This window comes from Stenotrophomonas sp. 22692 (genome assembly GCF_052045015.1).
GTDB lineage: Bacteria > Pseudomonadota > Gammaproteobacteria > Xanthomonadales > Xanthomonadaceae > Stenotrophomonas > Stenotrophomonas geniculata.
Genome location: NZ_JBQEMR010000010.1, coordinates 36,084 through 57,990, shown reverse-complemented (window position 1 = coordinate 57,990; position 21,907 = coordinate 36,084). Strand labels below are relative to the sequence as shown.

At 65.7% G+C, this 21,907-nt stretch carries 21 protein-coding genes; 9 read left to right on the top strand and 12 right to left on the bottom strand.

The window, feature by feature from the left end:
* Positions 1-2: 2 nt before the first annotated feature.
* Both ACTJJM_RS10390 and ppk2 read left to right on the top strand, forming a co-directional pair.
* On the top strand, positions 3-1,709 hold the full coding sequence (locus ACTJJM_RS10390; protein ID WP_440865452.1) for an O-linked N-acetylglucosamine transferase, SPINDLY family protein: 1,707 nt from the start codon (positions 3-5) through the stop codon (positions 1,707-1,709).
* A gap of 46 nt (positions 1,710-1,755) precedes the next feature.
* Positions 1,756-2,538 carry a polyphosphate kinase 2 gene (ppk2, locus tag ACTJJM_RS10385; protein ID WP_019338137.1) on the top strand — a complete coding sequence of 261 codons (783 nt, stop codon included), beginning with the start codon at positions 1,756-1,758 and terminating at the stop codon, positions 2,536-2,538.
* A 549-nt stretch (positions 2,539-3,087) separates the two neighbouring features.
* On the opposite strand, the gene ACTJJM_RS10380 is transcribed toward ppk2, so the two are convergent.
* Positions 3,088-4,287, bottom strand: coding sequence for an MFS transporter (locus ACTJJM_RS10380; RefSeq protein WP_057503775.1), 1,200 nt, complete (start codon positions 4,285-4,287; stop codon positions 3,088-3,090).
* A 72-nt stretch (positions 4,288-4,359) separates the two neighbouring features.
* Here ACTJJM_RS10380 and ACTJJM_RS10375 point away from each other — a divergent pair, with 72 nt between their 5' ends.
* Positions 4,360-5,157, top strand: a complete 798-nt coding sequence (locus ACTJJM_RS10375; protein WP_235651658.1) for an AraC family transcriptional regulator — start codon at positions 4,360-4,362, stop codon at positions 5,155-5,157.
* 59 nt (positions 5,158-5,216) lie between these two features.
* On the opposite strand, the gene dnaJ is transcribed toward ACTJJM_RS10375, so the two are convergent.
* The 4 genes from dnaJ to hrcA all read right to left on the bottom strand — a co-directional run bounded on the left by dnaJ (position 5,217) and on the right by hrcA (position 10,244).
* A complete protein-coding gene (dnaJ, locus tag ACTJJM_RS10370; protein ID WP_440865451.1) occupies positions 5,217-6,338 on the bottom strand; it encodes a molecular chaperone DnaJ in 1,122 nt (373 codons plus the stop codon).
* A gap of 154 nt (positions 6,339-6,492) precedes the next feature.
* The gene (gene dnaK / locus ACTJJM_RS10365; protein WP_311069098.1) at positions 6,493-8,418 is read right to left on the bottom strand and encodes a molecular chaperone DnaK; all 1,926 of its coding nucleotides are present in this window, start codon (positions 8,416-8,418) and stop codon (positions 6,493-6,495) included.
* Positions 8,419-8,600: 182 nt separating this feature from the next.
* Complete coding sequence (grpE, locus tag ACTJJM_RS10360; RefSeq protein WP_440865450.1) at positions 8,601-9,116, bottom strand: nucleotide exchange factor GrpE; 516 nt, start codon at positions 9,114-9,116, stop codon at positions 8,601-8,603.
* A gap of 63 nt (positions 9,117-9,179) precedes the next feature.
* On the bottom strand, positions 9,180-10,244 hold the full coding sequence (gene hrcA, locus ACTJJM_RS10355) for a heat-inducible transcriptional repressor HrcA (protein WP_010484463.1): 1,065 nt from the start codon (positions 10,242-10,244) through the stop codon (positions 9,180-9,182).
* Between the two features lie 115 nt (positions 10,245-10,359).
* Here hrcA and recN point away from each other — a divergent pair, with 115 nt between their 5' ends.
* A complete protein-coding gene (gene recN, locus ACTJJM_RS10350; protein ID WP_049483096.1) occupies positions 10,360-12,021 on the top strand; it encodes a DNA repair protein RecN in 1,662 nt (553 codons plus the stop codon).
* A gap of 100 nt (positions 12,022-12,121) precedes the next feature.
* On the opposite strand, the gene ACTJJM_RS10345 is transcribed toward recN, so the two are convergent.
* Positions 12,122-13,039 (bottom strand): LysR family transcriptional regulator, encoded by a 918-nt coding sequence (locus ACTJJM_RS10345; protein WP_010484459.1) that lies wholly within the window; start codon positions 13,037-13,039, stop codon positions 12,122-12,124.
* A gap of 97 nt (positions 13,040-13,136) precedes the next feature.
* Here ACTJJM_RS10345 and ACTJJM_RS10340 point away from each other — a divergent pair, with 97 nt between their 5' ends.
* Positions 13,137-14,381, top strand: coding sequence for an SGNH/GDSL hydrolase family protein (locus ACTJJM_RS10340; RefSeq protein WP_191863497.1), 1,245 nt, complete (start codon positions 13,137-13,139; stop codon positions 14,379-14,381).
* A gap of 59 nt (positions 14,382-14,440) precedes the next feature.
* Here ACTJJM_RS10340 and fur read toward each other — a convergent pair whose 3' ends face one another.
* Positions 14,441-14,848 carry a ferric iron uptake transcriptional regulator gene (fur, locus tag ACTJJM_RS10335; RefSeq protein WP_005409235.1) on the bottom strand — a complete coding sequence of 136 codons (408 nt, stop codon included), beginning with the start codon at positions 14,846-14,848 and terminating at the stop codon, positions 14,441-14,443.
* Between the two features lie 103 nt (positions 14,849-14,951).
* Between fur and ACTJJM_RS10330 the strand changes: the two genes are divergently transcribed.
* Positions 14,952-15,344 carry an outer membrane protein assembly factor BamE gene (locus ACTJJM_RS10330; RefSeq protein ID WP_010484453.1) on the top strand — a complete coding sequence of 131 codons (393 nt, stop codon included), beginning with the start codon at positions 14,952-14,954 and terminating at the stop codon, positions 15,342-15,344.
* Positions 15,345-15,380: 36 nt separating this feature from the next.
* Here ACTJJM_RS10330 and ACTJJM_RS10325 read toward each other — a convergent pair whose 3' ends face one another.
* Both ACTJJM_RS10325 and ACTJJM_RS10320 read right to left on the bottom strand, forming a co-directional pair.
* The gene (locus tag ACTJJM_RS10325; RefSeq protein ID WP_010484451.1) at positions 15,381-15,638 is read right to left on the bottom strand and encodes an RnfH family protein; all 258 of its coding nucleotides are present in this window, start codon (positions 15,636-15,638) and stop codon (positions 15,381-15,383) included.
* 3 nt (positions 15,639-15,641) lie between these two features.
* The gene (locus ACTJJM_RS10320; RefSeq protein WP_010484449.1) at positions 15,642-16,067 is read right to left on the bottom strand and encodes a type II toxin-antitoxin system RatA family toxin; all 426 of its coding nucleotides are present in this window, start codon (positions 16,065-16,067) and stop codon (positions 15,642-15,644) included.
* A 57-nt stretch (positions 16,068-16,124) separates the two neighbouring features.
* Between ACTJJM_RS10320 and smpB the strand changes: the two genes are divergently transcribed.
* Positions 16,125-16,628, top strand: a complete 504-nt coding sequence (smpB, locus tag ACTJJM_RS10315) for an SsrA-binding protein SmpB (protein ID WP_440865449.1) — start codon at positions 16,125-16,127, stop codon at positions 16,626-16,628.
* A gap of 126 nt (positions 16,629-16,754) precedes the next feature.
* Here smpB and ACTJJM_RS10310 read toward each other — a convergent pair whose 3' ends face one another.
* Together ACTJJM_RS10310 and ACTJJM_RS10305 are read right to left on the bottom strand one after the other, a co-directional pair.
* Positions 16,755-17,327 carry a hypothetical protein gene (locus tag ACTJJM_RS10310; protein WP_010484444.1) on the bottom strand — a complete coding sequence of 191 codons (573 nt, stop codon included), beginning with the start codon at positions 17,325-17,327 and terminating at the stop codon, positions 16,755-16,757.
* A 141-nt stretch (positions 17,328-17,468) separates the two neighbouring features.
* The gene (locus ACTJJM_RS10305; RefSeq protein ID WP_329832591.1) at positions 17,469-17,900 is read right to left on the bottom strand and encodes a GNAT family N-acetyltransferase; all 432 of its coding nucleotides are present in this window, start codon (positions 17,898-17,900) and stop codon (positions 17,469-17,471) included.
* Between the two features lie 154 nt (positions 17,901-18,054).
* Between ACTJJM_RS10305 and ACTJJM_RS10300 the strand changes: the two genes are divergently transcribed.
* Entirely contained in the window at positions 18,055-20,043 is a 1,989-nt protein-coding gene (locus ACTJJM_RS10300; RefSeq protein WP_440865448.1) for an XVIPCD domain-containing protein, read from the top strand.
* A 139-nt stretch (positions 20,044-20,182) separates the two neighbouring features.
* Here ACTJJM_RS10300 and ACTJJM_RS10295 read toward each other — a convergent pair whose 3' ends face one another.
* The gene (locus ACTJJM_RS10295) at positions 20,183-20,371 is read right to left on the bottom strand and encodes a hypothetical protein (protein ID WP_329840439.1); all 189 of its coding nucleotides are present in this window, start codon (positions 20,369-20,371) and stop codon (positions 20,183-20,185) included.
* 195 nt (positions 20,372-20,566) lie between these two features.
* Here ACTJJM_RS10295 and ACTJJM_RS10290 point away from each other — a divergent pair, with 195 nt between their 5' ends.
* The gene (locus ACTJJM_RS10290) at positions 20,567-21,751 is read left to right on the top strand and encodes a substrate-binding domain-containing protein (RefSeq protein ID WP_440865447.1); all 1,185 of its coding nucleotides are present in this window, start codon (positions 20,567-20,569) and stop codon (positions 21,749-21,751) included.
* The last annotated feature ends 156 nt before the right edge of the window (positions 21,752-21,907 follow it).

Sequence of the window (21,907 nt, the reverse complement as noted above, 5' to 3'; positions counted from 1 at the left end):
CGATGACGGCCTGGCAGCAGCGACAGCACCTGCAACAGGCGATTGCACGCCAGCCCGGCGACTTCGTCGCCTGGGTCATGCTGGCCGATGTGGAACTGGAAGCCGGCGACATTGCCGCCGGCGAACAGGCCGCGCGACGTGCCCTGCAGCTGCGCCCGAATCACCCTGAAGCACTGGCACGGTTGGGTCGCGTGGCCTGGATGGCCGGCGCGCATGCCGACGCGGCGAAGCTGCTCGGCCAAGCCTCGGCGCTGGCCCCGCAGCACCCCGGCATCGCGTTGTGGCTGGGCCATGCGCTGGAAGATGCCGATGATGCAGAAGGCGCGGCGGCGGCCTATCGCCGTGCACATGCGCTGATGCCGGACGAACCCTATATCGCCGCGCAGCGCCTGGCCTGGCAGCGTCGCCTCTGCGACTGGCAGGACGTGGATGCGCTGGCCACACAGGTGCGTGGCGCCCTGGCCACCGGGCAAGGCGTGGTCGAACCATTCGCGTTCCTCAGCGAGGATGCCAGCGCGGCCGAACAGCTGGCCTGCGCGCGTGCACGCGCCGCAGTGGTTGCTTCGGGGGTACGTCCCCTTCCTGCCGTGAAGGTGCGCGCGCACGGCCCCCTGCGCGTCGGTTTCCTTTCCAATGGTTTCGGCGCCCATCCCACCGGGCTGCTGACCGTGGCCCTGTTCGAGCAGCTGCGTCATGACCCGGCGTTGCAGCTGCATCTGTTCGCGTTGAACCGCGACGACGGCAGCCGCATCCGCCAGCGCCTGCAGACGGCCACACAGCTGCATGATGTGACTGGCCTGCGCCATGCAGACACTGCCGCACGCATCCGCGCACAGGGCATCGACCTGTTGTTCGACCTGCGCGGCTGGGGCGGCGGCGGCACGCCGGAAGTGCTGGCGATGCGCCCTGCCCCGCTGCAGTTGAACTGGCTGGCTTATCCGGGCACCTCGGGCGCGCCGTGGATGGATGCGGTGATCGGCGATGCCTTCGCCCTGACACCCGCACTGGAGCCGCACTACAGCGAACGCGTGCTGCGCCTGCCGCGCGCCTTCCAGCCGTCGGACAACACCCGCGTGCTGGCGCCTGCGCCGAGCCGCGCCGACTGCGGCCTGCCCGAACAGGGCGTGGTGTTCTGCTGCTTCAACAACAGCTACAAGCTCAACCCGCGCAGCATGGGCCGCGCCTTCGCCATTCTGCAGGCAGTGCCCGGCAGCGTGCTGTGGCTGATGTCCGGCCCCGGCCAGGCCGATGCGCGCCTGCGTGCCGCCGCACAGACCGCAGGCCTGGACCCGGCGCGCCTGGTGTTCATGGCCAAGCTGCCGCATCCGCAGTACCTGGCCCGATATCAGCTGGCCGACCTGTTCCTGGACACGTATCCGTACAACGCCCACACCACCGCGTCCGATGCACTGTGGGCCGGCTGCCCGGTGCTGACCTGCCCCGGCGACACCTTCGCCGCGCGCGTGGCCGGCAGCCTCAACCAACATCTGGGGTTGGCACGGATGAATGTCGCCGACGATGCCGGGTTCATCGCCACCGCCAGCGCGCTGGGCAACGATCCGGCAGCACTGGCGGCGTTGCGCGCTGAACTGGCACAGGCACGCGAAGACAGCGGCCTGTTCGACATGGCCGGATTTGCCCACGACCTTTCGGCGCTGCTGCAGCATCTGGCGGGCGAACAGGGCTGGCAGGGCCTCGACATCGCCTGAGCGATCCCTGCGCTACGCTCGGGATTCCTCCCCGCGTGGTGTGACGATGGCCAAGCTCAAGCGCAAGGACTACGACGAACTGCTGCTGCCTTTGCAGCTGGAACTGACCGCCATGGCGCGCTGGGTGCAGCACAGCGGGCAACGCCTGCTGGTGCTGTTCGAGGGACGTGATACCGCAGGCAAAGGCGGCGCGATCCAGGCCATCAGCCAGCACCTCAACCCGCGCCAATGCCGGGTGGTGGCGCTGCCCAAGCCCACCGACCGCGAAGCCACGCAGTGGTACTTCCAGCGCTACGCCTCGCACTTGCCCGCCGCCGGCGAGATCGTGCTGATGGACCGCAGCTGGTACAACCGCGCAGGCGTCGAGCGGGTGATGGGCTATTGCAGCGAAACCGAGTACCAGCAGTTCCTGCATCAGGCGCCGGTGTTCGAACAGCTGCTGGTGGACGACGGCATCCTGCTGTTCAAGTACTGGCTGTGCGTGGACCAGGAGCAGCAGGAAAAGCGCTTCGCCGAACGCCACCTCGATCCGCTGAAGGGCTGGAAGCTCTCCCCGGTCGACCTGAAATCGCGCAGCAAGTACAGCGCTTACACCGAGGCCCGCGAGGCAATGCTGCGCGCGACGCATCGTGAGGCGGCGCCGTGGACGCTGGTGGATTTCAACGACCAGCGGCTGGGCCGGCTGACCCTGGTGCGCAACCTGCTGGACCGGCTGCCGGATACGCGGGTGGATGCGCCTTTGCCGGAGCTGCCGAAGCTGAAGGGCAAGCTGCATCGCGAGCACTACGATGTGCTGAAGCCGATCGAGGATTTCCCGGTCGAGGAATAGGGTGGGTCGGCAGGGCCTGCGGCCCTGCACCTGCCGAAGCCAGAGCAACGGCAACAGCCGGCTCTGGGAGTTTTGCTTGTTGGCTGGGGTGGTGTGGGTTGGCAGGACACGCCGTAAACCCATCCATGGGGGCTCGATGGCGCCATCCATGGCGCCAACGGTCCTGCCAACCCACACCACCACATCCCCGACGGATTTCCGGTGACGGAGGTAGATCCACGCCATGCGTGGATGAATCTCCATTGAAATCGAATATTTCGACAATTGAACGAAGAGCATCCACGCATGGCGTGGATCTACGTGTCGACCAGGGTCGACACCCACCAAGAGCAGTCCATGCATTCCGACAGATCGCGGAGAACTGTCGAAGGCGGGGTGGGTCCGGTGGCGGGGGCGTGAGCCGCATGGATGCGGCGACCGAGCTTACATGGAGGTACTTGCAGCGGCCCCCGGCACCGGACCCACCCCGCCACCCCACGGATAGCGCGCTTCGGCTGTTGCCTTTGCCTCTGCGGGTGCAGGGCTGCAAGCCCTGCAAACCAAAACCCCTCAGTGAGCAGCAGGCCGCGACGGCGGCAGCCACGCCGCCACGATGCCGAGTAGCGGCAGGAACGCGGTCAGCTGGTAGACGTACTCAATGCTGGTCTTGTCCGCCAGCAGGCCGAGCACGGCAGCACCCAGTCCACCCATGCCGAAGGCGAAGCCGAAGAACAGGCCGGACACCATGCCGATGCGGTGCGGCATCATCTCCTGCGCATACACCACGATCGCCGAGAACGCTGACGACAACACGAAACCGATCAGCACGGCCAGTACCGTGGTCCAGAACAGATCCGCATGCGGCAGCATCAACGCGAACGGGGCCACGCCGAAGATCGAGGTCCAGATGATCGGCTTGCGGCCGATGCGATCACCCAGCGGGCCGCCGAGGAAGCCACCGGCGGCGGATGCCACCAGGAACGCGAACAGATGCAGCTGCGCCTGTGCCACCGGAATGCCGAAGTGGTGGATCAGGTAGAAGGTGAAGTAGCTGCCGATGCTGGCCATGTAGAAGTATTTGCTGAAGATCAGCACCAGCAGGATCGCCAGCACCTTGGCCACGGTGCGCGACGGATGCCGCGGGGCCATCGACGCGGTACTGGCCGGACGCGGTGTGCCCAGGTGCAGTGCATACCAGCGGCCCACATAGGTCAGCAATGCGATGCCGATCAGGGCGGCGCCGGCAAACCACGATGCGGCATGCTGGCCATACGGCACGATCACCGCCGCGGCAATCAGCGGGCCCAGCGCGGTACCGAAGTTGCCGCCGACCTGGAACACCGACTGTGCAAAACCATGGCGACCGCCCGAGGCCAGCCGCGCGATGCGCGAGGCTTCCGGATGGAAGATGGCCGAACCAATGCCGACCATCGCCGCCGCCATCAGCACCACCGCGTAGTTCGGTGCGAAGCCCAGCAGCAGCATGCCGCACAGGGTCGAGGCCATGCCGATCGGCAGCGAGTACGGCGCCGGACGGCGGTCGGTGGCCATGCCGATCAAGGGCTGGAAGATCGAGGCGGTGAGCTGGTAGGTCAGCGTGATCAGGCCGATCTGGGTGAAGCTCAGGTTGAAGCCGCCCTTGATCACCGGATAGATGGCCAGGATCAGCGACTGCATCATGTCGTTGACGACATGCGAGGTGGAAATGGCGGCCAGCACGCCGGGGGCCACCGGGCGTGAGGTCGTTGCAGGAGAAGCCAGGGTTGACATGGACACAGTCAGGTTGGGGGCGAGCCACGCATGCTACGGTGACCTCCCCCTCCCTTCTGCCGCGTTCGGGTCATGGCATATCGCAAAAAGGACACCGCCTGCCCGGTCCGCGAGACTGCGCCGTGGAACGAGGTTCCGGTGCACCGCCCAGTGACCTGCCGCGCCCGCCACTACAAGCCCGGCACCCACATCGCGCCCCACCGGCACCGCCGTCACCAGCTGGTGTTCGCCATGTCCGGACTGATGGTGGTGCGTGCGGACGGCGGCCGCTGGGTGGTGCCCTCGACCCGCGCGATCTGGGTCCCTGCCGGCATGGCCCATGCGGTGGACTGCATCGCCGAAGTACACATGCGCAGCCTGTACGTGGAGCCGGACTTCGCGCCGCAGCTGCCGGACGAGGCGTTCGCAGTACAGGTAGCACCGCTGCTGCGCGAGCTGCTGCTGGCCGCCAGCCTGATCGAGACCGCGCATGTGGACGACAGCCGCGACGGCCGCCTGGTGCGCCTGCTGCTGGACGAGCTGCACCGCATGGACGTGCTGCCGCTGCACCTGCCCTCCCCCACCGACCCGCGCCTGCAGCGGATCTGCCAGCACATCCAGAAGCATCCCGGCGACGACGCCACGTTGCAGGATTGGGCGCAGGCGCTGCAGGTGGACGTGAAAACCATCCAGCGCCATTTCGCCAGCGAACTGGGCATGACCTTCGGGCAGTGGCGACAACAGGCGCGGCTGCTGGCCGCACTGGAACGGCTGGCGGTCGGTGACAAGGTCATCGATGTCGCGCTGGCGATGGGTTACGACAGCCCGAGCGCGTTCACCAGCATGTTCAAGCGGCAGCTGGGGCAGACACCCGCGGCGTTCTTCCGCTGACGGCATACAAAAACGCCGGGCATGGCCCGGCGCTAGCGTTCAACGCTTGCGTTGAGAACTCAGGACGTCATGCGGTCCCAGAAGCCCTTCACGCCATCGATGAAGGTGGCCGACTTCGGCGAATGCTTGCGCGCTTCCTCACCGACGAAGGTGGCTTCGAACTGCTCCAGCAGCTTGCGCTGCTCGTTGGTGAGGTTGACCGGGGTCTCCACCACCACACGGCAGTACAGGTCGCCCTCGCTGCGGCTGCGCACCGAACGTACGCCCTTGCCACGCAGGCGGAACAGCTTGCCGGTCTGGGTCTCGGCCGGGATGCGGATCTCCGCCTCGCCGCCCAGCGTGGCCACGCGCACGGTGTCGCCCAGTGCGGCCTGCGAGATGCGGATCGGCACTTCGCAGTGCAGGTCGTCGCCATCGCGCTGGAAGATCGCATGCTCGCGCACGCGCACTTCCACGTACAGATCACCCGGCGGCGTACCGGCCGGACCGGCTTCGCCCTCGCCATGCAGGCGGATGCGGTCGCCGGTGTCGACGCCGGCCGGCACCTTCACCGACAGCACCTTGTCTTCCTCGACACGGCCGTTGCCATGGCAGGTCTTGCAGGGCTTGGCGATGATCTGGCCACGGCCGCCGCAGTTGTGGCAGGCCTGCTGCATGGCGAAGATGCCGCGCTGGATGCGCACCTGGCCACGGCCATGGCAGACGTTGCAGGTCTCGACCTTGCCGTCTTCGGAGCCACTGCCATCGCAGTCGCCGCACTCGGCCAGTGTCGGAATCTCGATGCGGCGCTCGACGCCGCGCACGGCTTCTTCCAGGTCCAGCTCCATCACGTAGCCGATGTCGGCGCCACGACGGGCCTGGCGCGGACCACCGCCGCCACCAAAGATGTTGCCGAAGATATCGCCGAAGATATCGTTCATGTCCGGGCCGCCCGGACCACCGCCGCCCATGCCGTGCTCGAACGCGGCGTGGCCGTGGCTGTCATACATGCGGCGCTTGTTGCCGTCGGACAGTACTTCGTAGGCTTCCTTGCACTCCTTGAAGGAGGCTTCGGCCGCCGTATCGCCCGGGTTGCGGTCCGGGTGGAACTTCATCGCGCAGCGGCGGTAAGCCTTCTTCAGCTCGTCGTCGGTGGCGGTGCGGGCAACGCCCAGCACTTCGTAGTAATCGCGCTTGCTCATATCGTGAATCGGGTTCCGGAAAGTCGGGATTCGTCAAAGCGGAAGAGCGGAACCAGGTCCGCTCTTGCGTCGGGCGCCCCGACACGCCGGTGGGCGGTCAGGACCCTGATGCGACAACGGGACGCTGATGGCCAGCGTCCCGTGTCGGTCCGGATCAGGACTTCTTGTCGTCCTTGACTTCGGTGAACTCGGCGTCGACCACGTCATCCTGCACCTTGCCTGCGTTGCCGGCGTCGGCACCCGGGGCAGCACCGCCCTGGTCGGCCGAAGCGGCAGCGAACAGCGACTGGCCAGCTTCTTCCAGCGCCTTCGACTTGGCTTCGATCTGTGCCTTGTCGTCACCCTTCATCGCGGTTTCCAGATCGGCCAGGGCCGCCTCGACCTTGCCGATCACTTCGCCACCGACCTTGCTGCCGTGCTCGGTGATCGCGCTGCGGGTGCCGTGGATCAGGGCGTCGGCCTGGTTGCGGGCCTGCACCAGTTCCTGGAACTTCTTGTCTTCTTCGCGGTTGGCTTCCGCGTCGGCGACCATGCGTGCGATCTCTTCCTCGGACAGACCCGAACCGGCCTTGATCTCGACCTTCTGTTCCTTGTTGGTCTTCTTGTCCTTGGCCGACACGTGCAGGATGCCGTTGGCGTCGATGTCGAAGGACACTTCCACCTGCGGCAGGCCACGCGGCGCCGGCTCGATGCCGGACAGGTCGAACTTGGCCAGCGACTTGTTGAAGCGGGCCTGTTCGCGCTCACCCTGCAGCACGTGCACGGTCACGGCCGACTGGTTGTCCTCGGCGGTGGAGAACACCTGCGAGGCCTTGGTCGGGATGGTGGTGTTCTTCTCGATGATCTTGGTGAACACGCCACCCATGGTTTCGATGCCCAGCGACAGCGGGGTCACGTCCAGCAGCAGCACGTCCTTGACGTCGCCACCCAGCACGCCGCCCTGGATCGCCGCACCCAGTGCCACGGCCTCGTCGGGGTTGACGTCCTTGCGCGGTTCCTTGCCGAAGAACTCGGTCACCGCCTGCTGCACCTTCGGCATGCGGGTCTGGCCGCCGACCAGGATCACTTCGCTGATGTCGCTCGAACGCAGGCCGGCATCGTTCAGGGCGACGCGGCACGGCTCGATCGACTTCTTGATCAGGTCGTCCACCAGCGCTTCCAGCTTGGCGCGGGTCAGCTTGATGTTCAGGTGCTTCGGACCCGACGCGTCAGCGGTGACGTACGGCAGGTTCACTTCGGTCTGCTGGGCGCTGGACAGCTCGATCTTGGCGCGCTCGGCAGCGTCCTTCAGGCGCTGCAGGGCCAGCGGATCCTTGCGCAGGTCGATGCCCTGGTCCTTGTTGAACTCTTCAACCAGGTACTCGATGACGCGGTTGTCGAAGTCTTCGCCGCCCAGGAAGGTGTCGCCGTTGGTGGCCAGCACTTCGAACTGCTTTTCGCCGTCGACGTTGGCGATCTCGATCACCGAGACGTCGAAGGTGCCGCCGCCCAGGTCGTACACCACGATCTTGCGATCCTTGTTGTCGCCCTTGTCCAGGCCATAGGCCAGCGCGGCCGCGGTCGGCTCGTTGATGATGCGCTTGACGTCCAGGCCGGCGATGCGGCCGGCGTCCTTGGTCGCCTGGCGCTGGCTGTCGTTGAAGTAGGCCGGCACGGTGATGACCGCTTCGGTGACCTTCTCACCGAGGAAGTCCTCGGCGGTCTTCTTCATCTTTTCCAGCACCTTGGCCGAGATTTCCTGCGGCGCCATCTTCTTGCCGTCGCTGGTGGCCACCCAGGCATCGCCATTGTCATGGGCGAGGATGCTGTAGGGGACGTGCGCGATGTCCTTCTGCACTTCGGCGTCGGTGAACTTGCGGCCGATCAGGCGCTTCACCGCGTAGAAGGTGTTCTTCGGGTTGGTCACGGCCTGGCGCTTGGCCGAGGCGCCGACCAGGACTTCGCCGTCCTTGGTGTAGGCGACGATCGACGGGGTGGTGCGATCGCCTTCCGAATTCTCGATGACGCGGGCCTTGCCGCCGTCCATGATCGCCACGCACGAGTTGGTGGTGCCGAGGTCGATACCAATGATCTTGCCCATGGGGGAGACTCCTGAGGATGCTTGTTGGGGTCAGTCCGGCCGTTCGGCCGGTGGATGAATACGATGTGGGGGAGGCTCGTGGAACATTCAAGCCATCTCCCGAACGCTGTGTTCAGCGCCTGGAAAACCTTGCCAGGCATGGCCTGGCACGACCGGGGCCGGGCATCACCCGGCCCAGTCAATCAATCGGCGGCCACCACCACCAGCGCCGGCCGCAGCAGGCGCTCGTTCAGCAGGTAGCCCTTCTGGAACACGGTCACCACGCTGCTGGGGGCCGCGCCCGGGGCCGGCACCTGGCTGATGGCCTGGTGGTGTTCCGGGTTGAACGGCTGGCCGGTCGGGTCCAGCAGGACCAGACCGTTGTCGGCGGCAACCTTCAGCAGCTGCTTGTAGGTCAGCTCCAAGCCTTCGCGCAGCGGGTGCGGGTCGTCGCCGGCGGCCTTCAGGCCGGCATCCAGGCTGTCGAACACCGGCAGCAGCTCGCCGAGCAGCTTCTCGTTGGCGAACTTGCGGGCCTGCTCGATGTCACGGGCCACGCGCTTGCGCTGGTTCTCCAGGTCGGCGCGCTCACGCAGCGCATCGGCCTTGATCTGCTCGACTTCGGCGCGCAGGCGCTCCACTTCGTCGTTGACGCCGGCGGCGGCAGCCGCATCAGCGGCACTCTGCTGGGATTCGATATCTGGCTGTTCGTGGTTCATGTCTGGGTCCCTGGCGGTCACTCTCCGCCTCCACCCACCCTAGTGTGGGCGGGATGCTGCGTTTCAAGCGTCGGATGTTCCGGGAGTGCGCCCGGCGGGTGAAAAGGCCGCGCCGAGCACATCGGCGGTGGCCTGGACCAGCGGGATCATGCGGTCGTAGGCCATCCGCTTGGGGCCGATCACGCCCAGCACGCCCAGCACCTGGCCGTTGGCCGTGTACGGGGCAGTGACCAGCGAGACGCCCTGCAGCGGCATCATCCCGGTTTCCTCGCCGATGAAGATGCGCACGCCCGGCGCCTGGATGGTCCGCTCCAGCAGCTGCAGGATCTCGCGCTTGCTGGAGAACAGCTCGAACAGCTCGCGCAGGCGCTCCAGGTCGGACAGGTCCTGCACCCCCATCAGCCGGGTCTGCCCGGCCACCAGCATGTCGTCGGCCGCCGGCTGCAGGGCCTGCTCGGCCAGCTCGATGCTGTGCGCCAGCAGCTGTTCCAGCTCGGAACGGGCGTCGCGCAGCTCCAGCAGCAGGCGGGTGCGGATCTCGGCCATCGGCAGGCCGGCGAAATGGGCATTGAGGTAGTTGGCCACCTGCTCCAGCTGGCCCGGCGCGAACTCCTGGCGGGTCTCGATGACCCGGTTCTGCACCTCGTTGTCGGCAAACACCAGGATCGCCAGCACGCGGCGCCCGTCCAGCGCCACGAAATCGATCTGGCGGAAGGCGAACTGCTCGCGTCGCGGTGCGCTGACCACGCCGACGAAGTGGCTCATCGCCGACAACAGCTCCGAAGCGCTGCCGAGCAGGGCCTGGGTGCTGCCGCCGCCGGCCAGCTCCTGGCGCAACCGGGCCAGCTCGCCCTCACCCGGCGGCTGCATCTGCAGCAGGCTGTCGACGAACACCCGGTAGCCGTGTGCGGTCGGGACGCGCCCGGCCGAGGTGTGCGGCGAGGCCAGCAGCCCCAGGTCCTCCAGGTCGCCGAGGATGTTGCGGATGGTGGCCGGGCTGACCTCCAGGCCGGCCACGCGCGCCAACGTCTGCGAGCCGACCGGCTCACCGTCCTGGATGTAACGCGCGATCAGCGTGCGCAGCAGATGGCGCGCACGCGGGGCAAGCTGGTCGGGAGAACCGTGCATGGAATCAACCTGTGAGACACGGACACTAGATAATGGCGGCGCATCACCTTGGCAAGTCATTGGACCTCCCTCGCCCACGTGCTAGCGTTGCGCGGCTGCTGATACCCCCTTACCCATGCTCAGACATCTTTCGATCAAGGATTTTGCCGTCGTCCGCGCCACCGAACTGGAGTTCGGGCCAGGCATGACCGTGGTTTCAGGCGAGACCGGCGCCGGCAAGTCGCTGATGGTCGACGCGCTGGGCTTCCTGTCCGGCCTGCGCGCCGACAGCGGCGTGGTCCGCCACGGCGCCGCGCGCGCCGAGCTTTCGGCCGAGTTCACGCTGGACCAGCTGCAGGCCGCGCGCCAGTGGCTGGCCGACAACGAGCTGGACGACGAAGAACAATGCCAGCTGCGCCGCGTGATCCGTGCAGACGGCGGTTCGCGGGCGTGGATCAATGGCCGCCCGGTGACCCTGGCCCAGCTGGGCGACCTGGCCTCGTTGCTGGTGGAGATCCACGGCCAGCACGAACAGCAGGCCCTGCTGGCGCGCCCGTCGCAGCTGGCCCTGCTGGATGCCTATGCCGGCAACGAGAACGAGCGCCGCCAGGTGCGCCGCGCCGCGGCCGCATGGCAGGCACTGGTCGATGAATCGCTGGCGCTGTCGCAACAGGGCGACGTGAGTGACCGGATCGGCTTCCTGGAGCACCAGCTGCGCGAACTGGACCGCGAAGACCTGGAGCCGGAGTCGATCGTGGCGCTCGGTGCCAGCCATCGCCGCCAGGCCCACGCCAGCGCCCTGCTGAGCGCCTGCCAGGCCGCCAGCAACCAGCTCAACGGCGATGACGGCAGCTCCGCGCTGGACCTGCTGCAGCAGGTGCGCCACGAGCTGTCGCGCCTGATCGAACACGACCCGCGCTTGGGCGAGGTGGACGGCCTGATCGAGAACGCCTCGATCCAGCTGCACGAAGCCCTGTCGCTGCTGGACCGGGTGCACGATGACCTCGATGCCGACCCGGAGCAGTTCGAAGAGAACGAGCGCCGTCTCGGCCGCCTGCACGACCTGGCCCGCAAGCACCGCGTGCCGATGGACGAGCTGGGCGCGCAGCGCGAGCGCATGCACGCCGAAGTGGAGCAGCTGCGCGGCGCCGACGAACGCCTGCAGCGCTTGGCCGGCGAGATCGACAAGGCCGCCGCCGACTGGCGTGTGCAGGCTGAAGTGCTGACCGCCAGCCGTCGCAGCGCTGCTGCCGAACTGTCGGCCACCACCACCGGCATCATCGCCGAGCTCGGCATGGGCGGTGGCCAGTTCCTGATCGAGCTGGAGCCGCAGGATGCCGGCAAGCCCGATCCGCAGGGTGCCGAGCGCGTGGAGTTCCTGGTCGCGGCCAATGCCGGCCAACCGCCGCGCGCCCTGCGCAAGGTCGCCTCGGGCGGTGAACTGTCGCGTATCTCGCTGGCCATCGAAGTCGCCGCTCTGGACCTGGATGCGGTGCCGACCATGGTGTTCGACGAGGTCGACTCCGGCATCGGCGGCGCCGTGGCCGACATTGTCGGCCAGAAGCTGCGTGCCCTCGGCGAGAAGCGCCAGGTGCTGTGCGTGACCCACCTGCCACAGGTCGCCTCCAAGGGCCACGCGCATTACCGGGTCAGCAAGGCGCCAGTGGAAGGCATGACCCAGAGCGCAGTGGAAAAGCTGGACAGCAAGGCGCGCGAGGAAGAGCTGGCACGCATGCTCGGCGGCGTGGAAGTGAGCAAGGAAGCGCGCGCCGCCGCACGCAAGCTGCTGCAGGTGTAACGCCGACCGGGCCGAGCATGGGCTCGGCTCTACAGGAACGTCCCGAACGAAACCGACATGTAGAGCCGAGCCCATGCTCGGCTTCTGTCCGCCGGCGCTCTCACCCCAAGGGCCGTGCCAGGTCCACCGTTTCCACCAGGTAATCCAGGAACGCGCGCACCCGCAGCGGCAGGTAGCCGCCCTGCCCCAGGAACACCGCGTGCACCTCTTCCAGGTCACCGGGATTGGCTTCCTCCAGCACCGGCAGCAGGCGTCCGGCAGCGATGTCGGCCTGCACCTGGAACGCTGCCAGCCGTGCCATGCCCAGACCACCCAGCACCAGCTGCCGCAGTGCATCACCGTTGCTGGCGCGGGCATTGCCACTGGGCAGCACCATCCGCTCGCGTCCGTCCTGCAGCAATGGCCAGCCCTGCATCGCCCGGGCATGGCCGATGTCCAGCCGATTGTGCGACTGCAGCTCCTCAGCGTCGCGCGGCAGCCCATGCCGCTGCGCGTAGGCCGGCGCGGCCACGATCATCATCCGCGTCGCGCCCAGCCGCCGCGCCACCAGGCTGGAGCTCTTCAGCGGCCCGGCCCGCACCGCCACATCGGTGCGCTGCTCCAGCAGGTCGATCACCTCGTCGTTGAGGGTCAGGTCCACGCCCACCTGCGGGTTGCGCTCCAGGAACGCCGGCAGCAGCGGCAACAGGAAGTGCTGGCCAAACGGCACGTTGGAATTGACCCGCAGCCGTCCGCGCGGCTCGGCATGTGCGCTGGCGCAGCGTTCGGCCTCCTCCAGGTCGGCCAGCACGCGCAGGCCACGTTCATAGAACGCGCAGCCTTCCGGGGTCAGCTGTAGCTGGCGGGTGGAGCGTTGCAGCAGGCGCGTGCCCAGCCGCTGTTCCAGCCGGGCCACCAGCTTGCTCACCGCCGAGGGCGTCATGTCCAGGGTGCGGGCGGCGGCGGAGAAGCCGCCGGTCTCGATCACCCGCACGAACACTTCCAGCTCGCCGGATCGGTTGATGTCTGGTCGCGCCATGGCAATGAATCCAGTTCACAGATGATTATCCATGCGCAGTCTAGTTCACAGATAACCACGGAATCACCATGGTGGTCCCTCCACCCGGGACCGCCCGATGAACCGCCTGAGCCACCTTACCGCCACCACCCTGCTCGCCCTGTCCGGCGTCGCCAGTGCCGCATCCGCCCCGCACTGGGTTGCCAGCTGGCAGGCCAGCCCGCAACCGGTCTGGGGCGTGGATTTTCTGTTCCCGACCCTGGTCCCGGCCACGTTGCATGACCAGACCTTCCGCCAGACCGCGCGCATCAGCCTGGGCGGGCCTCGGCTGCGGGTGCGGCTGAGCAATGCTTACGGCACCCAGCCGCTGCGGATCGGGGCAGCGAGCGTGGCTGCCCGGGCGGGGGACACACCGCAGCCGCTCAGTTTCGACGGCCAGCCCGGGGTGCTGATCTCCCCCGGGCAGGAACGGCTGAGCGATCCGCTGCCACTGGTCACGGATGACCGGCAGGCACTGCAGGTCAGTGTCTTCGTGCCGGGGCCGACGCCGGTGCAGACGTTCCATTGGGAAGGCCGCCAGACCAGTTGGACTGCGCCCGGCGACCAGAGCCGGGCCCAGGCTCTGAGCGCGGCCAGCAGCACCACTGCCCGCCTGTTCCTGGCCGGCATCGAGGTCGAGGCCGCCGCCCGCGCACGTAGCGTGGTGGTGATCGGCGACTCGATCACCGACGGCGCCACCGCCAGCCTCGACCAGGACCAGCGCTGGACCGACCACCTGGCCGCGCGCCTGGCACCGCGGGGCATCGCCGTGGTCAACGCCGGTATATCCGGGGGGCGGCTGCTGCGCGACGGCATGGGTGAGTCGGTTCTGGCCCGCTTGCAGCGCGATGCACTGGATCAGCCCGGCGTGGCCAGTGTGATCGTGCTGATCGGCATCAACGACATCAGCTGGCCTGGCACCGCGTTCGCCCGCAACCAGGCCCGGCCCGCGCTGGCGGAACTACAGGCGGGGTATCGCGCCCTGGCCGAGCAGGCCCGAGGCCGAGGTATCCGGATCGTAGGCGCCACCCTGACACCGTTCGCCGGCGCCCTGCCCGACACGCCGCTGGATGACTACTACCACCCGGACAAGGATGTCCTGCGCCGGCAGCTCAATGCGTGGCTGCGCACGGACAGCCCTTTTGACGCGGTGATCGACCTGGACGCCGCGCTGCGGGACCCGGCCGATCCGTCACAGATGGCGGCCGCCTACGACTCCGGTGACCACCTGCACCCGGGCGATGCGGGTAACCGGGCCATGGCCGAGGCGGTCGATCTTGAGGTGCTCATGGGGCCATCCACGCATGGCGTGGATCTACCGTAAGCAACGAAAAACCCCGGGCAAGCCCGGGGTTTCGTCGCACTACGGCTGGCCGGAACGGCTTACTTGCGCTTTTTGCGCACGTACAGCACCAGCGAGTGCTCTTCCAGCTCGTAGCCGTGGTCGGCAGCGATCTTGCGCTGCAGCTCCTCGATCTCGTGGCTCTCGAACTCGATGATCTTGCCGCTGTCCACGTCGACCATGTGGTCATGGTGGCCGCCACGGTCCAGCTCGTAGACGGCCTGGCCGCCTTCGAAATTGTGCTTGAGCACGAGACCGGCGGCCTCGAACTGGGTCAACACCCGGTAGACCGTCGCCAGGCCGATCTCGTCGCCATGCTCAAGCAGCTGGCGGTAGATATCTTCGGCGGTCATGTGGTGCTGGGCATTGCGCTGTTCAAGCAGCGCCAGGATCCGCATCCGTGGATGGGTCACCTTCAGGCCGACTTTTCGCAGGTCGTGGGTTTCCATAGGTCTCCGTTCATTGGCGATTTAGCGCCAGCTGCCTCGGATTGGGTCGCGGTGGCACGCCGGGAGTGTATCATCGGTTTGATTTCCCCAACCGCCAGTCCCGATGCGCAATCTCCTGTTGGTCGCCGCCGTCGCCCTGTCCACCACCGGGTGCGGCATCATCTACAAGCAACCCATCTATCAGGGCAACCTGATCCGGGAAGATGCCGTGGCCAAGCTGCAGGTCGGGCAGAGCAAGCAGCAGGTCACTGCGCTGCTGGGCACCCCGTCCATTCCGGACCCGTTCCACGCCCAGCGCTGGGACTACACCTCCAGCCAGCGCGTGAACCGCCTGGGCCGCACCGAGGTGAAGAACTTCACCGTGTTCTTCGACAATGACAACGTGACCCGCTGGGAAGGCGATTACTTCCCGGGTAACGACAAGGCCCTGGCCCAGCAGACCGTGCGCCAGTTCGGCCGCAATCTGCCGAAGGACAAGAAGAAGAAGGGTCGCTGACGCCCCCTGCCCGTCCGCACGGACGGGCGGCAGGAATCAACCGCCGAGCGCGCGACGCCGGCGGTTGTCCTTGGGGTCGGCCTGCAACGGGCGTAGCAGCTCGATGCGGTCGCCATCCAGCAGTACCTGCTGCGGGCGCGCCAGTACCCCATGCACGGCCGCCGCCGGGCAGCCTGCACTGCCTTCCAGCGCAGCAGCGGCAATGGCCTCGGCCACGGTCGCGCCCTCGTCCAGCTGCAACCGGCGCGAGAGCACCCGCTGCGGCCAGGCCAGCACCACCTCGACCTCGATCATTGCTCAGGCCTCGTCGGCAACGCGGATGAAGTCGTTGACCATGCGGTCGGCCAGGCTCTGGAAGCCCAACGCCAGCGCCGGCCCCAGCAGGCGCGAACTGGGCTCGAAGTCCAGGGTCAGGGTGACTTTGCAGGCATCTTCGGCCAGCGCATGGAACTCCCAGCGGCCGTGCAGCTGCTTGAACGGACCATCGCGCAGCTGCATGTCGATGCTGTGCGGGCGCTGCAGGGTGTTTTCAGTCTGGAACCAGGTGCTGAACGAGCCCAAGCCCAGATCCAGGCGCGCTACCAGTCGGTCCTCGCCCTGCTCCAGGATCTGGGCAGCCGAACACCAGCGGAAACGGCGCGGATAGGCCTGGACATCATTGACCAGGTCGAACATGCGCGCGGCCGAATGTTCGACCAGGGCGCTGCGGCGGATAGTAGGCATGAATACAGGACGTTTCGGCAATCGACCGGGCGGGCCCGAATCGGAGACAATACGGAAATGAGCAAGAACAGCGGCAAGGATAAAGCAAAGAGCGCGACGGCCAACAAAACCATCGCGTTGAACAAGCGTGCCCGCCACGAGTACCACATCGAAGACCGCTTCGAAGCCGGCCTGGCCCTGCAGGGCTGGGAGGTGAAATCGATCCGTGCTGGCCGCGGCAACATCGTCGACGCCTACGCCTACGTGAAGGATGGTGAGATCTTCCTGATCGGCGCGCAGATCACGCCGTTGATCCAGGCCTCGACCCATGTCGTGGCCAACGACCGGCGCGATCGCAAGCTGCTGCTGCACCGGAGCGAGATCGACAAGCTGGTTGGCAAGGTCGAGCGCGATGGCTACACGATCGTGCCCACCGCGATGTACTGGAGCAAGAACAGGATCAAGCTCGAAGTCGCGCTGGCCAAGGGCAAGCAGACCCACGACAAGCGCGATGCCGCCAAGGACCGCGACTGGGCGATCGAGAAGCAGCGTGTCATGCGTCGCGGCAACCGCGACGCATAAGGCGGTTGCGCATCACCCTGTAGAGTCGAGCCATGCTCGACTGCTTTGGCTGTCTGTAAAGCCGAGCCACGCTCGGCTTCGGCAAGAAGAGCAGCCGAGCGCAGGCTCAGCTCTACAAGACGCTGGTCACCCCGCCAGCATGCCCTGCCTGCGCACCCGCGGCGCCAGTGCCGCGTGCATCACCGCCAGATGCATCACCACTGCCAGCTCCGGCGCGTAACGATCATCGCCCGAGCGCCACTGCTGGGCCAGCTGTGCGGCATCAGCCGGCAGCAGCGCCAGCAGCTGCGCATCGTCCAGCGCGTCGGCCGCACCCTGCAGCCGGCGGGCCATCTGTCGCGACTGCCACACGTGCACACCAATGCTCAGGCTGGCCAGCGACATCAGCACCACGGCCAACCCGTGCTCGAACCACTGCGACAGCACTTCCGGCCCCCACAACAAGGCCGCCAGCACCGCCAGGCCCGGCAGGCGCCACCCCAGCCAATGGATGCGACCACGCTGCGACCAGTGCACCACCACCGCGCTGGCGACCAGTGCCGCAGCGGCCGTGGCCGGCAACTCGGTCACCCAGGTGGCCGCCAGCAGCACCGCCAGCACCGCCCATACCCAGCCCGGCGGCAACGCGCGTCGCTGGTAATCGGCACCGACCGGTCCGATCAGCTGCCGCAGGCTGCGTTGTTGGCTTGCATCGGTCACCCACCGTCTCCGTGTCTGTCCTGGCCTGGATGGTCGTCGCCAGTGTGTCGCAAATTCGTGCCCACGAAGTTAGCAATCCGCTATGACAGACGCTCTACAACAAGTTGCGGATTGACAGGACGCGCGACTCGCCCGCAGCACTCACCCCGCCGACAGATCCTTGCTGAGGAACACCCTGCATGTGCCGACCGGATCGCATGGCACCCGGCCGAACACGACCCATCCATGCTTCACATAGAAGTCGGGCGCCTGGAAGCTGAGGGTGTACAGCACGCCGGAACGGCAACCACGACGCCGTGCTTCATCCTCTGCGGCCTTCAGCACGCGCGATCCCAGCCCGTTGCCGCGATAGGCCGCTGGCAGATGGAACAGATCCACGAACCACAGGCCCAGTGAAGTTCGCCCGGTAAGCCCCCCCACCACCTCGCCACTGGCCGGATCGGTGACCAGCACCGCGAGTGTGCGCCGATCGGCGTAACCCGCTGCGTTCAGATTGAACTGGTCCAGGTCACTGCCAATTAGGTCCAGCGCCTCGTCGCTGGGATCATCGGTTACGGCGACTTCAAGCGACATGGCGTCCTTCCATTGGCTGCAGATCGAGAGTCTGGATGCTATCAACCCCAATATTTTGCTGCTGGGGTCAGGCAGAACGGCCAACCGTCCCGCCCCCCATCAACCGAAGGGTGTCTATACTCTGGGCTGGCTCGCCTCTTCATAGGAAGTTCGCATGACTGCGACGGCCTCCAATCCTGACGATTCGATTGACCCCACCTACTCCGGCTCTAGCACTGAGCACAGTGCAAAACTGCCGGGTGACAGCGCTTCGATTACCCGGACCGCAGACGGCGCTGTAAAGGTTGCCGGACGTAGTATCGAGAAGACTCAGGCAGAGGTGGCTCTTGCAGGCGCCACGTTGAAGAAGGTGACAGAGGTAACGGGTACGGCAGGCGAGAACCGTATCGAGCGCGAACGCATCACCCAGTTCAGCCTTGAGGCGTCGGTTGCAGTTGGCGCACGCGCCGAAGTCAAAGGCAAAGAGCGTCTGGCTGGTATCGAGCTTGAAGCCGGATCGCAGGTGGGTGCCCGTGTGCGCTATCGCGTCTCCCTGCCTGACACCACCGCATCTGAAACCGGAAAATCCACTCCTGCAACGGCTGAGCAAGCTACCAGAGTGAACCCCTTCAACCCGACCACGCTGCCGATTGGTGGCCGGGTGTTGCTGGATAGCCAGCAATTCCAGCAGAGTGAGTTGAAAGTTGCGTTCCGCCACATCGCAACGGTGAACCAGCTCACTGAAGCGGAGGGGGTCGGTGTCGCGATCAGCCGTTTGGACGAACACCATGTCCGGGTCGTTACGGGGCCCAACAAGGCGATCGAATCCCTGCAGGGCGTGGGCGTCGATCTAGGCATTGCGCGCGTGATGGCCGGTCGCCAGGATGCGCTTGGACAGTCCAAACTGCAGACCGCCGACTTTGACCTGCGCGACCCGGATGCGCGTGCGGCCTACATCCGAATGCTCGCAACAGGCCAGGTGGCCGATCAGACGCCGGGCGTGAGCAACGTGGCTCAGCTGGAGCGGTTGGACTACAGCTCCCAGCAGCGGCTGCAAGTGGGACTGGTCAATGACCTGGTGAGTGCCGATATCGCGGGGCGCCGCAATACTGGCACGGCGATCCAGAGCACGGCTCCCGACGGCAAGGTCACAGTCACCCAGCAATTGAGCTATGACGACAACGTGAAGCTGACGATTGTGCGCGCCTTCATCCGTGACGGAGAAACGCTCCGCGAGGACGTGGATGCGCGCAGGTATCAGTTCCTTGTCGACACGGATGTGCCGACCCCCGGCTTTATGGACAAGGTGGTTGGTGGCCGAAACGAAGCCGTTGAGGAGCGCAACATCGCCACCGGGTTGAACCTGGCTTTAACTGGATCGACCGAGGGCCCGGGACAGATCCGTCCCGGTGAAAAAGTCTCGGTCAGCTTCAGCGAAGCGCAGATGCAGGAATTCATGCAGCGAACCCAGAAGATGGTCGAGCGCCCCCTCGGACATCTCGATCCATTGGCAGGTATCGCTCGCGCTGGCTATGGCGACCAGCCGCAGCGCGATGGTCTTGAGTTCGCAATCGGGATAGCCCGTAGCCTGCAGGGTAATGCCGATCAGTTCGGCAAGCATCTACAGCGTGTGGCGCAGGACGGTGACCCGCGTGGGCCTGTCCACCCGATCAATGCGCAACTCACGCGCTCAGACGGCACGCTGCTCAATGCGCCGATTCAATCGCAGCAGCAGGCTCCGGCCCCCCTTTCACCGGCTGGCCGCACCGCCACCCTCGATCCGCGCCATTCGGACCACGAGGCAAATGCCATCTACAAGCAGAATTTCCAAGCGGCAGAAAGACTGGCATGCACCCAGGGCGGATTGCCGGATCAGGCAGTTGAGCGTTTGGCGATGGCCGGAACCATCGCAGCCCAGCGGGCTGGGTTGAGTCAGGTGGATCACCTTGTGGTCGGAAATCGTGGCCAAGCTTTTGTCGTGCAGGGGGCACTCGACTCCCCGGCGCATCTGCGGGCGGGTTTCGACTATCAGACGGCGTTGAATACACCGATCGAGGACAGCTTCTCCAGATTGGAGGTGGCCTCTGATTCGCGTGCACAGAGCGATCTGCGTACTCAAGAGCACGAGCATGAGACGCGACTGATGGCGGCGCGAGGACTATGACCTGTCTCCGGGTCAGCAGGGCTTGTGCTGTCCAGCGTCGCCGATGAACTGCCACTGGCGTATGCCTGGCCATAGCTGAATCATGCCGCTTCCAGCGGCGCCAGTTCCTGAAGGGGCCGCCGCGGCGGCCCCTTGGACCTTACAGGTCCGGCAGGCCCAATCGTCTCCGCAGCGCCGCCACTAGAATGATCGAGATCTGCGCCAACGCATCCTGATCGCGCGTCGGCTCGTCATACATATCCAGCAGCTCCGGTGGGATCTTTCCCATCCGGGCTGCCTTGAAGGCCTCCATCGAGACCACCTGAGCCTTATGGCGCTCATCTTCCATGTCCTTCTCCAGCGTCTGGCGGCGAGAGTGCCGCCCTCTGCATGCCTTGGACCCGCCTCCAAGCCTGTTGCAGGGAAAAGAAAAGCAGCACCACCATCCATGGACTGGCCCTTCTCCTCCAATGGCCACCGGTTCTCAGCGTGATGGCTTCACAGAAGGATGACCGTTTGATCTTCCACAGGATTTCTAAGCGGCATGTCATTGATTCAATCGAACATCGAATCGTCCTTCAGGGATAGGGGGGCTTGGAGGGTTCGAGCAACCGTTGTGCAACCTCCCTTGACGCCCCTCTGCAAAAGCAGCCCGCCAAGAGGTAAACGTGAAATCGATCAGGACCGCTTTGCTCGTTATCTCGTTGTCCAGTCCGTTCCACTTGGCTTACGCCCAGCCCCCAGGCAAGGCGGCGGCGCCTCGGTGCCGGCAAACCTCTACAAGGGATCAGCAGACAGCATTCTTCCAAACAGCTTCAGCTACGCCGTAACGGGCTCCGGCAAAGAGAAGAAAGCGTTTCTCAGCAATGATCCCAGTCTCTTCGGGAACATCGGCACAGTACATTTTGCGGCAGGCGATTCCGTTCTTACGGCGACCGAGTTGTCCGACTACACCAACGCCGACAACGTACCCACAACCAACCAAAAATATGGAGCGCTCATCCAGATTCCCACGGCGCTCGTACCAGTCGTGATCCCCTTCAACAAGCCCGGCGCGAAGCTTGACCTGTCCATCAACGATATCTGTGGTGTCTTCTCAAGCAAGATAGCGGACTGGTCTCAACTATCATCGGGTTTGTCGTCGGGTCAGAGTGGCCCGATCACTGTGGTTTACCGCTCGGAGAGCAGCGGTAGCACTGAAGTTCTCACGCGTTTTCTGTCTGCGGCATGCAAGTCGGTTGATTTGTTCGGGACTAGTCTCAAACAGCAAAGCAACTGGAGTGGATCGGCGCCGGGCTTCTCGATCCAGACGAGCTTCGCCGGCTTGTTCTCAAACAACATGGCGTCCTCAAACTTTCTCCCTGCCGTGGCAACGGGAGACACCTCGCTGCTTGATACCGTCAATTCTGGTAATGGCCGCATTGGATACACTGGCCCAGACTTGATGGTCAACCCGGACGATGCCACGAAAGTGGCCCGCGTGATTGGGTTCTCGCCCAAATATGTGAGCATCCCCGCAACGATCGGTGCCGTTAGTCCGCCCACAAGCGTGTTGCAAGCGCCATTCGTTCATTCCTTTTCAATCACTACGGAAGCGCAGGTGATTCCAGCCAGGATCAAGGGCCCAATGACGCGACATTACGGGCGCACTGGTTCTACCCACTGGATAGGAGTTGGCGTGAGGCGATCCAGACACGATTCGCTCTTGCAAGTAGTTCGACCGGACTGAACAACCCGGACGCCTGCAATGGAATGGGGCGTCCCTAGCAGGGATGCGACATCACGACGTTGGAAAACAGGGGCCGGCTGTCATGCCGGCCTCTGCCCCGCTGCCTGCCTCTGGACAGCAGCGGCGGCTGAACGATTTCAGCGTCGGCCCTGACCG

Coding starts and splice junctions, on each gene's coding strand:
- ACTJJM_RS10390 (WP_440865452.1), top strand. CDS start 3: ATGACGGCCTGGCAGCAGCGACAGCACCTGCAACAGGCGATTGCACGC.
- ppk2 (WP_019338137.1), top strand. CDS start 1,756: ATGGCCAAGCTCAAGCGCAAGGACTACGACGAACTGCTGCTGCCTTTG.
- ACTJJM_RS10380 (WP_057503775.1), bottom strand. CDS start 4,287: ATGTCAACCCTGGCTTCTCCTGCAACGACCTCACGCCCGGTGGCCCCC.
- ACTJJM_RS10375 (WP_235651658.1), top strand. CDS start 4,360: ATGGCATATCGCAAAAAGGACACCGCCTGCCCGGTCCGCGAGACTGCG.
- dnaJ (WP_440865451.1), bottom strand. CDS start 6,338: ATGAGCAAGCGCGATTACTACGAAGTGCTGGGCGTTGCCCGCACCGCC.
- dnaK (WP_311069098.1), bottom strand. CDS start 8,418: ATGGGCAAGATCATTGGTATCGACCTCGGCACCACCAACTCGTGCGTG.
- grpE (WP_440865450.1), bottom strand. CDS start 9,116: ATGAACCACGAACAGCCAGATATCGAATCCCAGCAGAGTGCCGCTGAT.
- hrcA (WP_010484463.1), bottom strand. CDS start 10,244: ATGCACGGTTCTCCCGACCAGCTTGCCCCGCGTGCGCGCCATCTGCTG.
- recN (WP_049483096.1), top strand. CDS start 10,360: ATGCTCAGACATCTTTCGATCAAGGATTTTGCCGTCGTCCGCGCCACC.
- ACTJJM_RS10345 (WP_010484459.1), bottom strand. CDS start 13,039: ATGGCGCGACCAGACATCAACCGATCCGGCGAGCTGGAAGTGTTCGTG.
- ACTJJM_RS10340 (WP_191863497.1), top strand. CDS start 13,137: ATGAACCGCCTGAGCCACCTTACCGCCACCACCCTGCTCGCCCTGTCC.
- fur (WP_005409235.1), bottom strand. CDS start 14,848: ATGGAAACCCACGACCTGCGAAAAGTCGGCCTGAAGGTGACCCATCCA.
- ACTJJM_RS10330 (WP_010484453.1), top strand. CDS start 14,952: ATGCGCAATCTCCTGTTGGTCGCCGCCGTCGCCCTGTCCACCACCGGG.
- ACTJJM_RS10325 (WP_010484451.1), bottom strand. CDS start 15,638: ATGATCGAGGTCGAGGTGGTGCTGGCCTGGCCGCAGCGGGTGCTCTCG.
- ACTJJM_RS10320 (WP_010484449.1), bottom strand. CDS start 16,067: ATGCCTACTATCCGCCGCAGCGCCCTGGTCGAACATTCGGCCGCGCGC.
- smpB (WP_440865449.1), top strand. CDS start 16,125: ATGAGCAAGAACAGCGGCAAGGATAAAGCAAAGAGCGCGACGGCCAAC.
- ACTJJM_RS10305 (WP_329832591.1), bottom strand. CDS start 17,900: ATGTCGCTTGAAGTCGCCGTAACCGATGATCCCAGCGACGAGGCGCTG.
- ACTJJM_RS10300 (WP_440865448.1), top strand. CDS start 18,055: ATGACTGCGACGGCCTCCAATCCTGACGATTCGATTGACCCCACCTAC.
- ACTJJM_RS10295 (WP_329840439.1), bottom strand. CDS start 20,371: ATGGAAGATGAGCGCCATAAGGCTCAGGTGGTCTCGATGGAGGCCTTC.
- ACTJJM_RS10290 (WP_440865447.1), top strand. CDS start 20,567: ATGTCATTGATTCAATCGAACATCGAATCGTCCTTCAGGGATAGGGGG.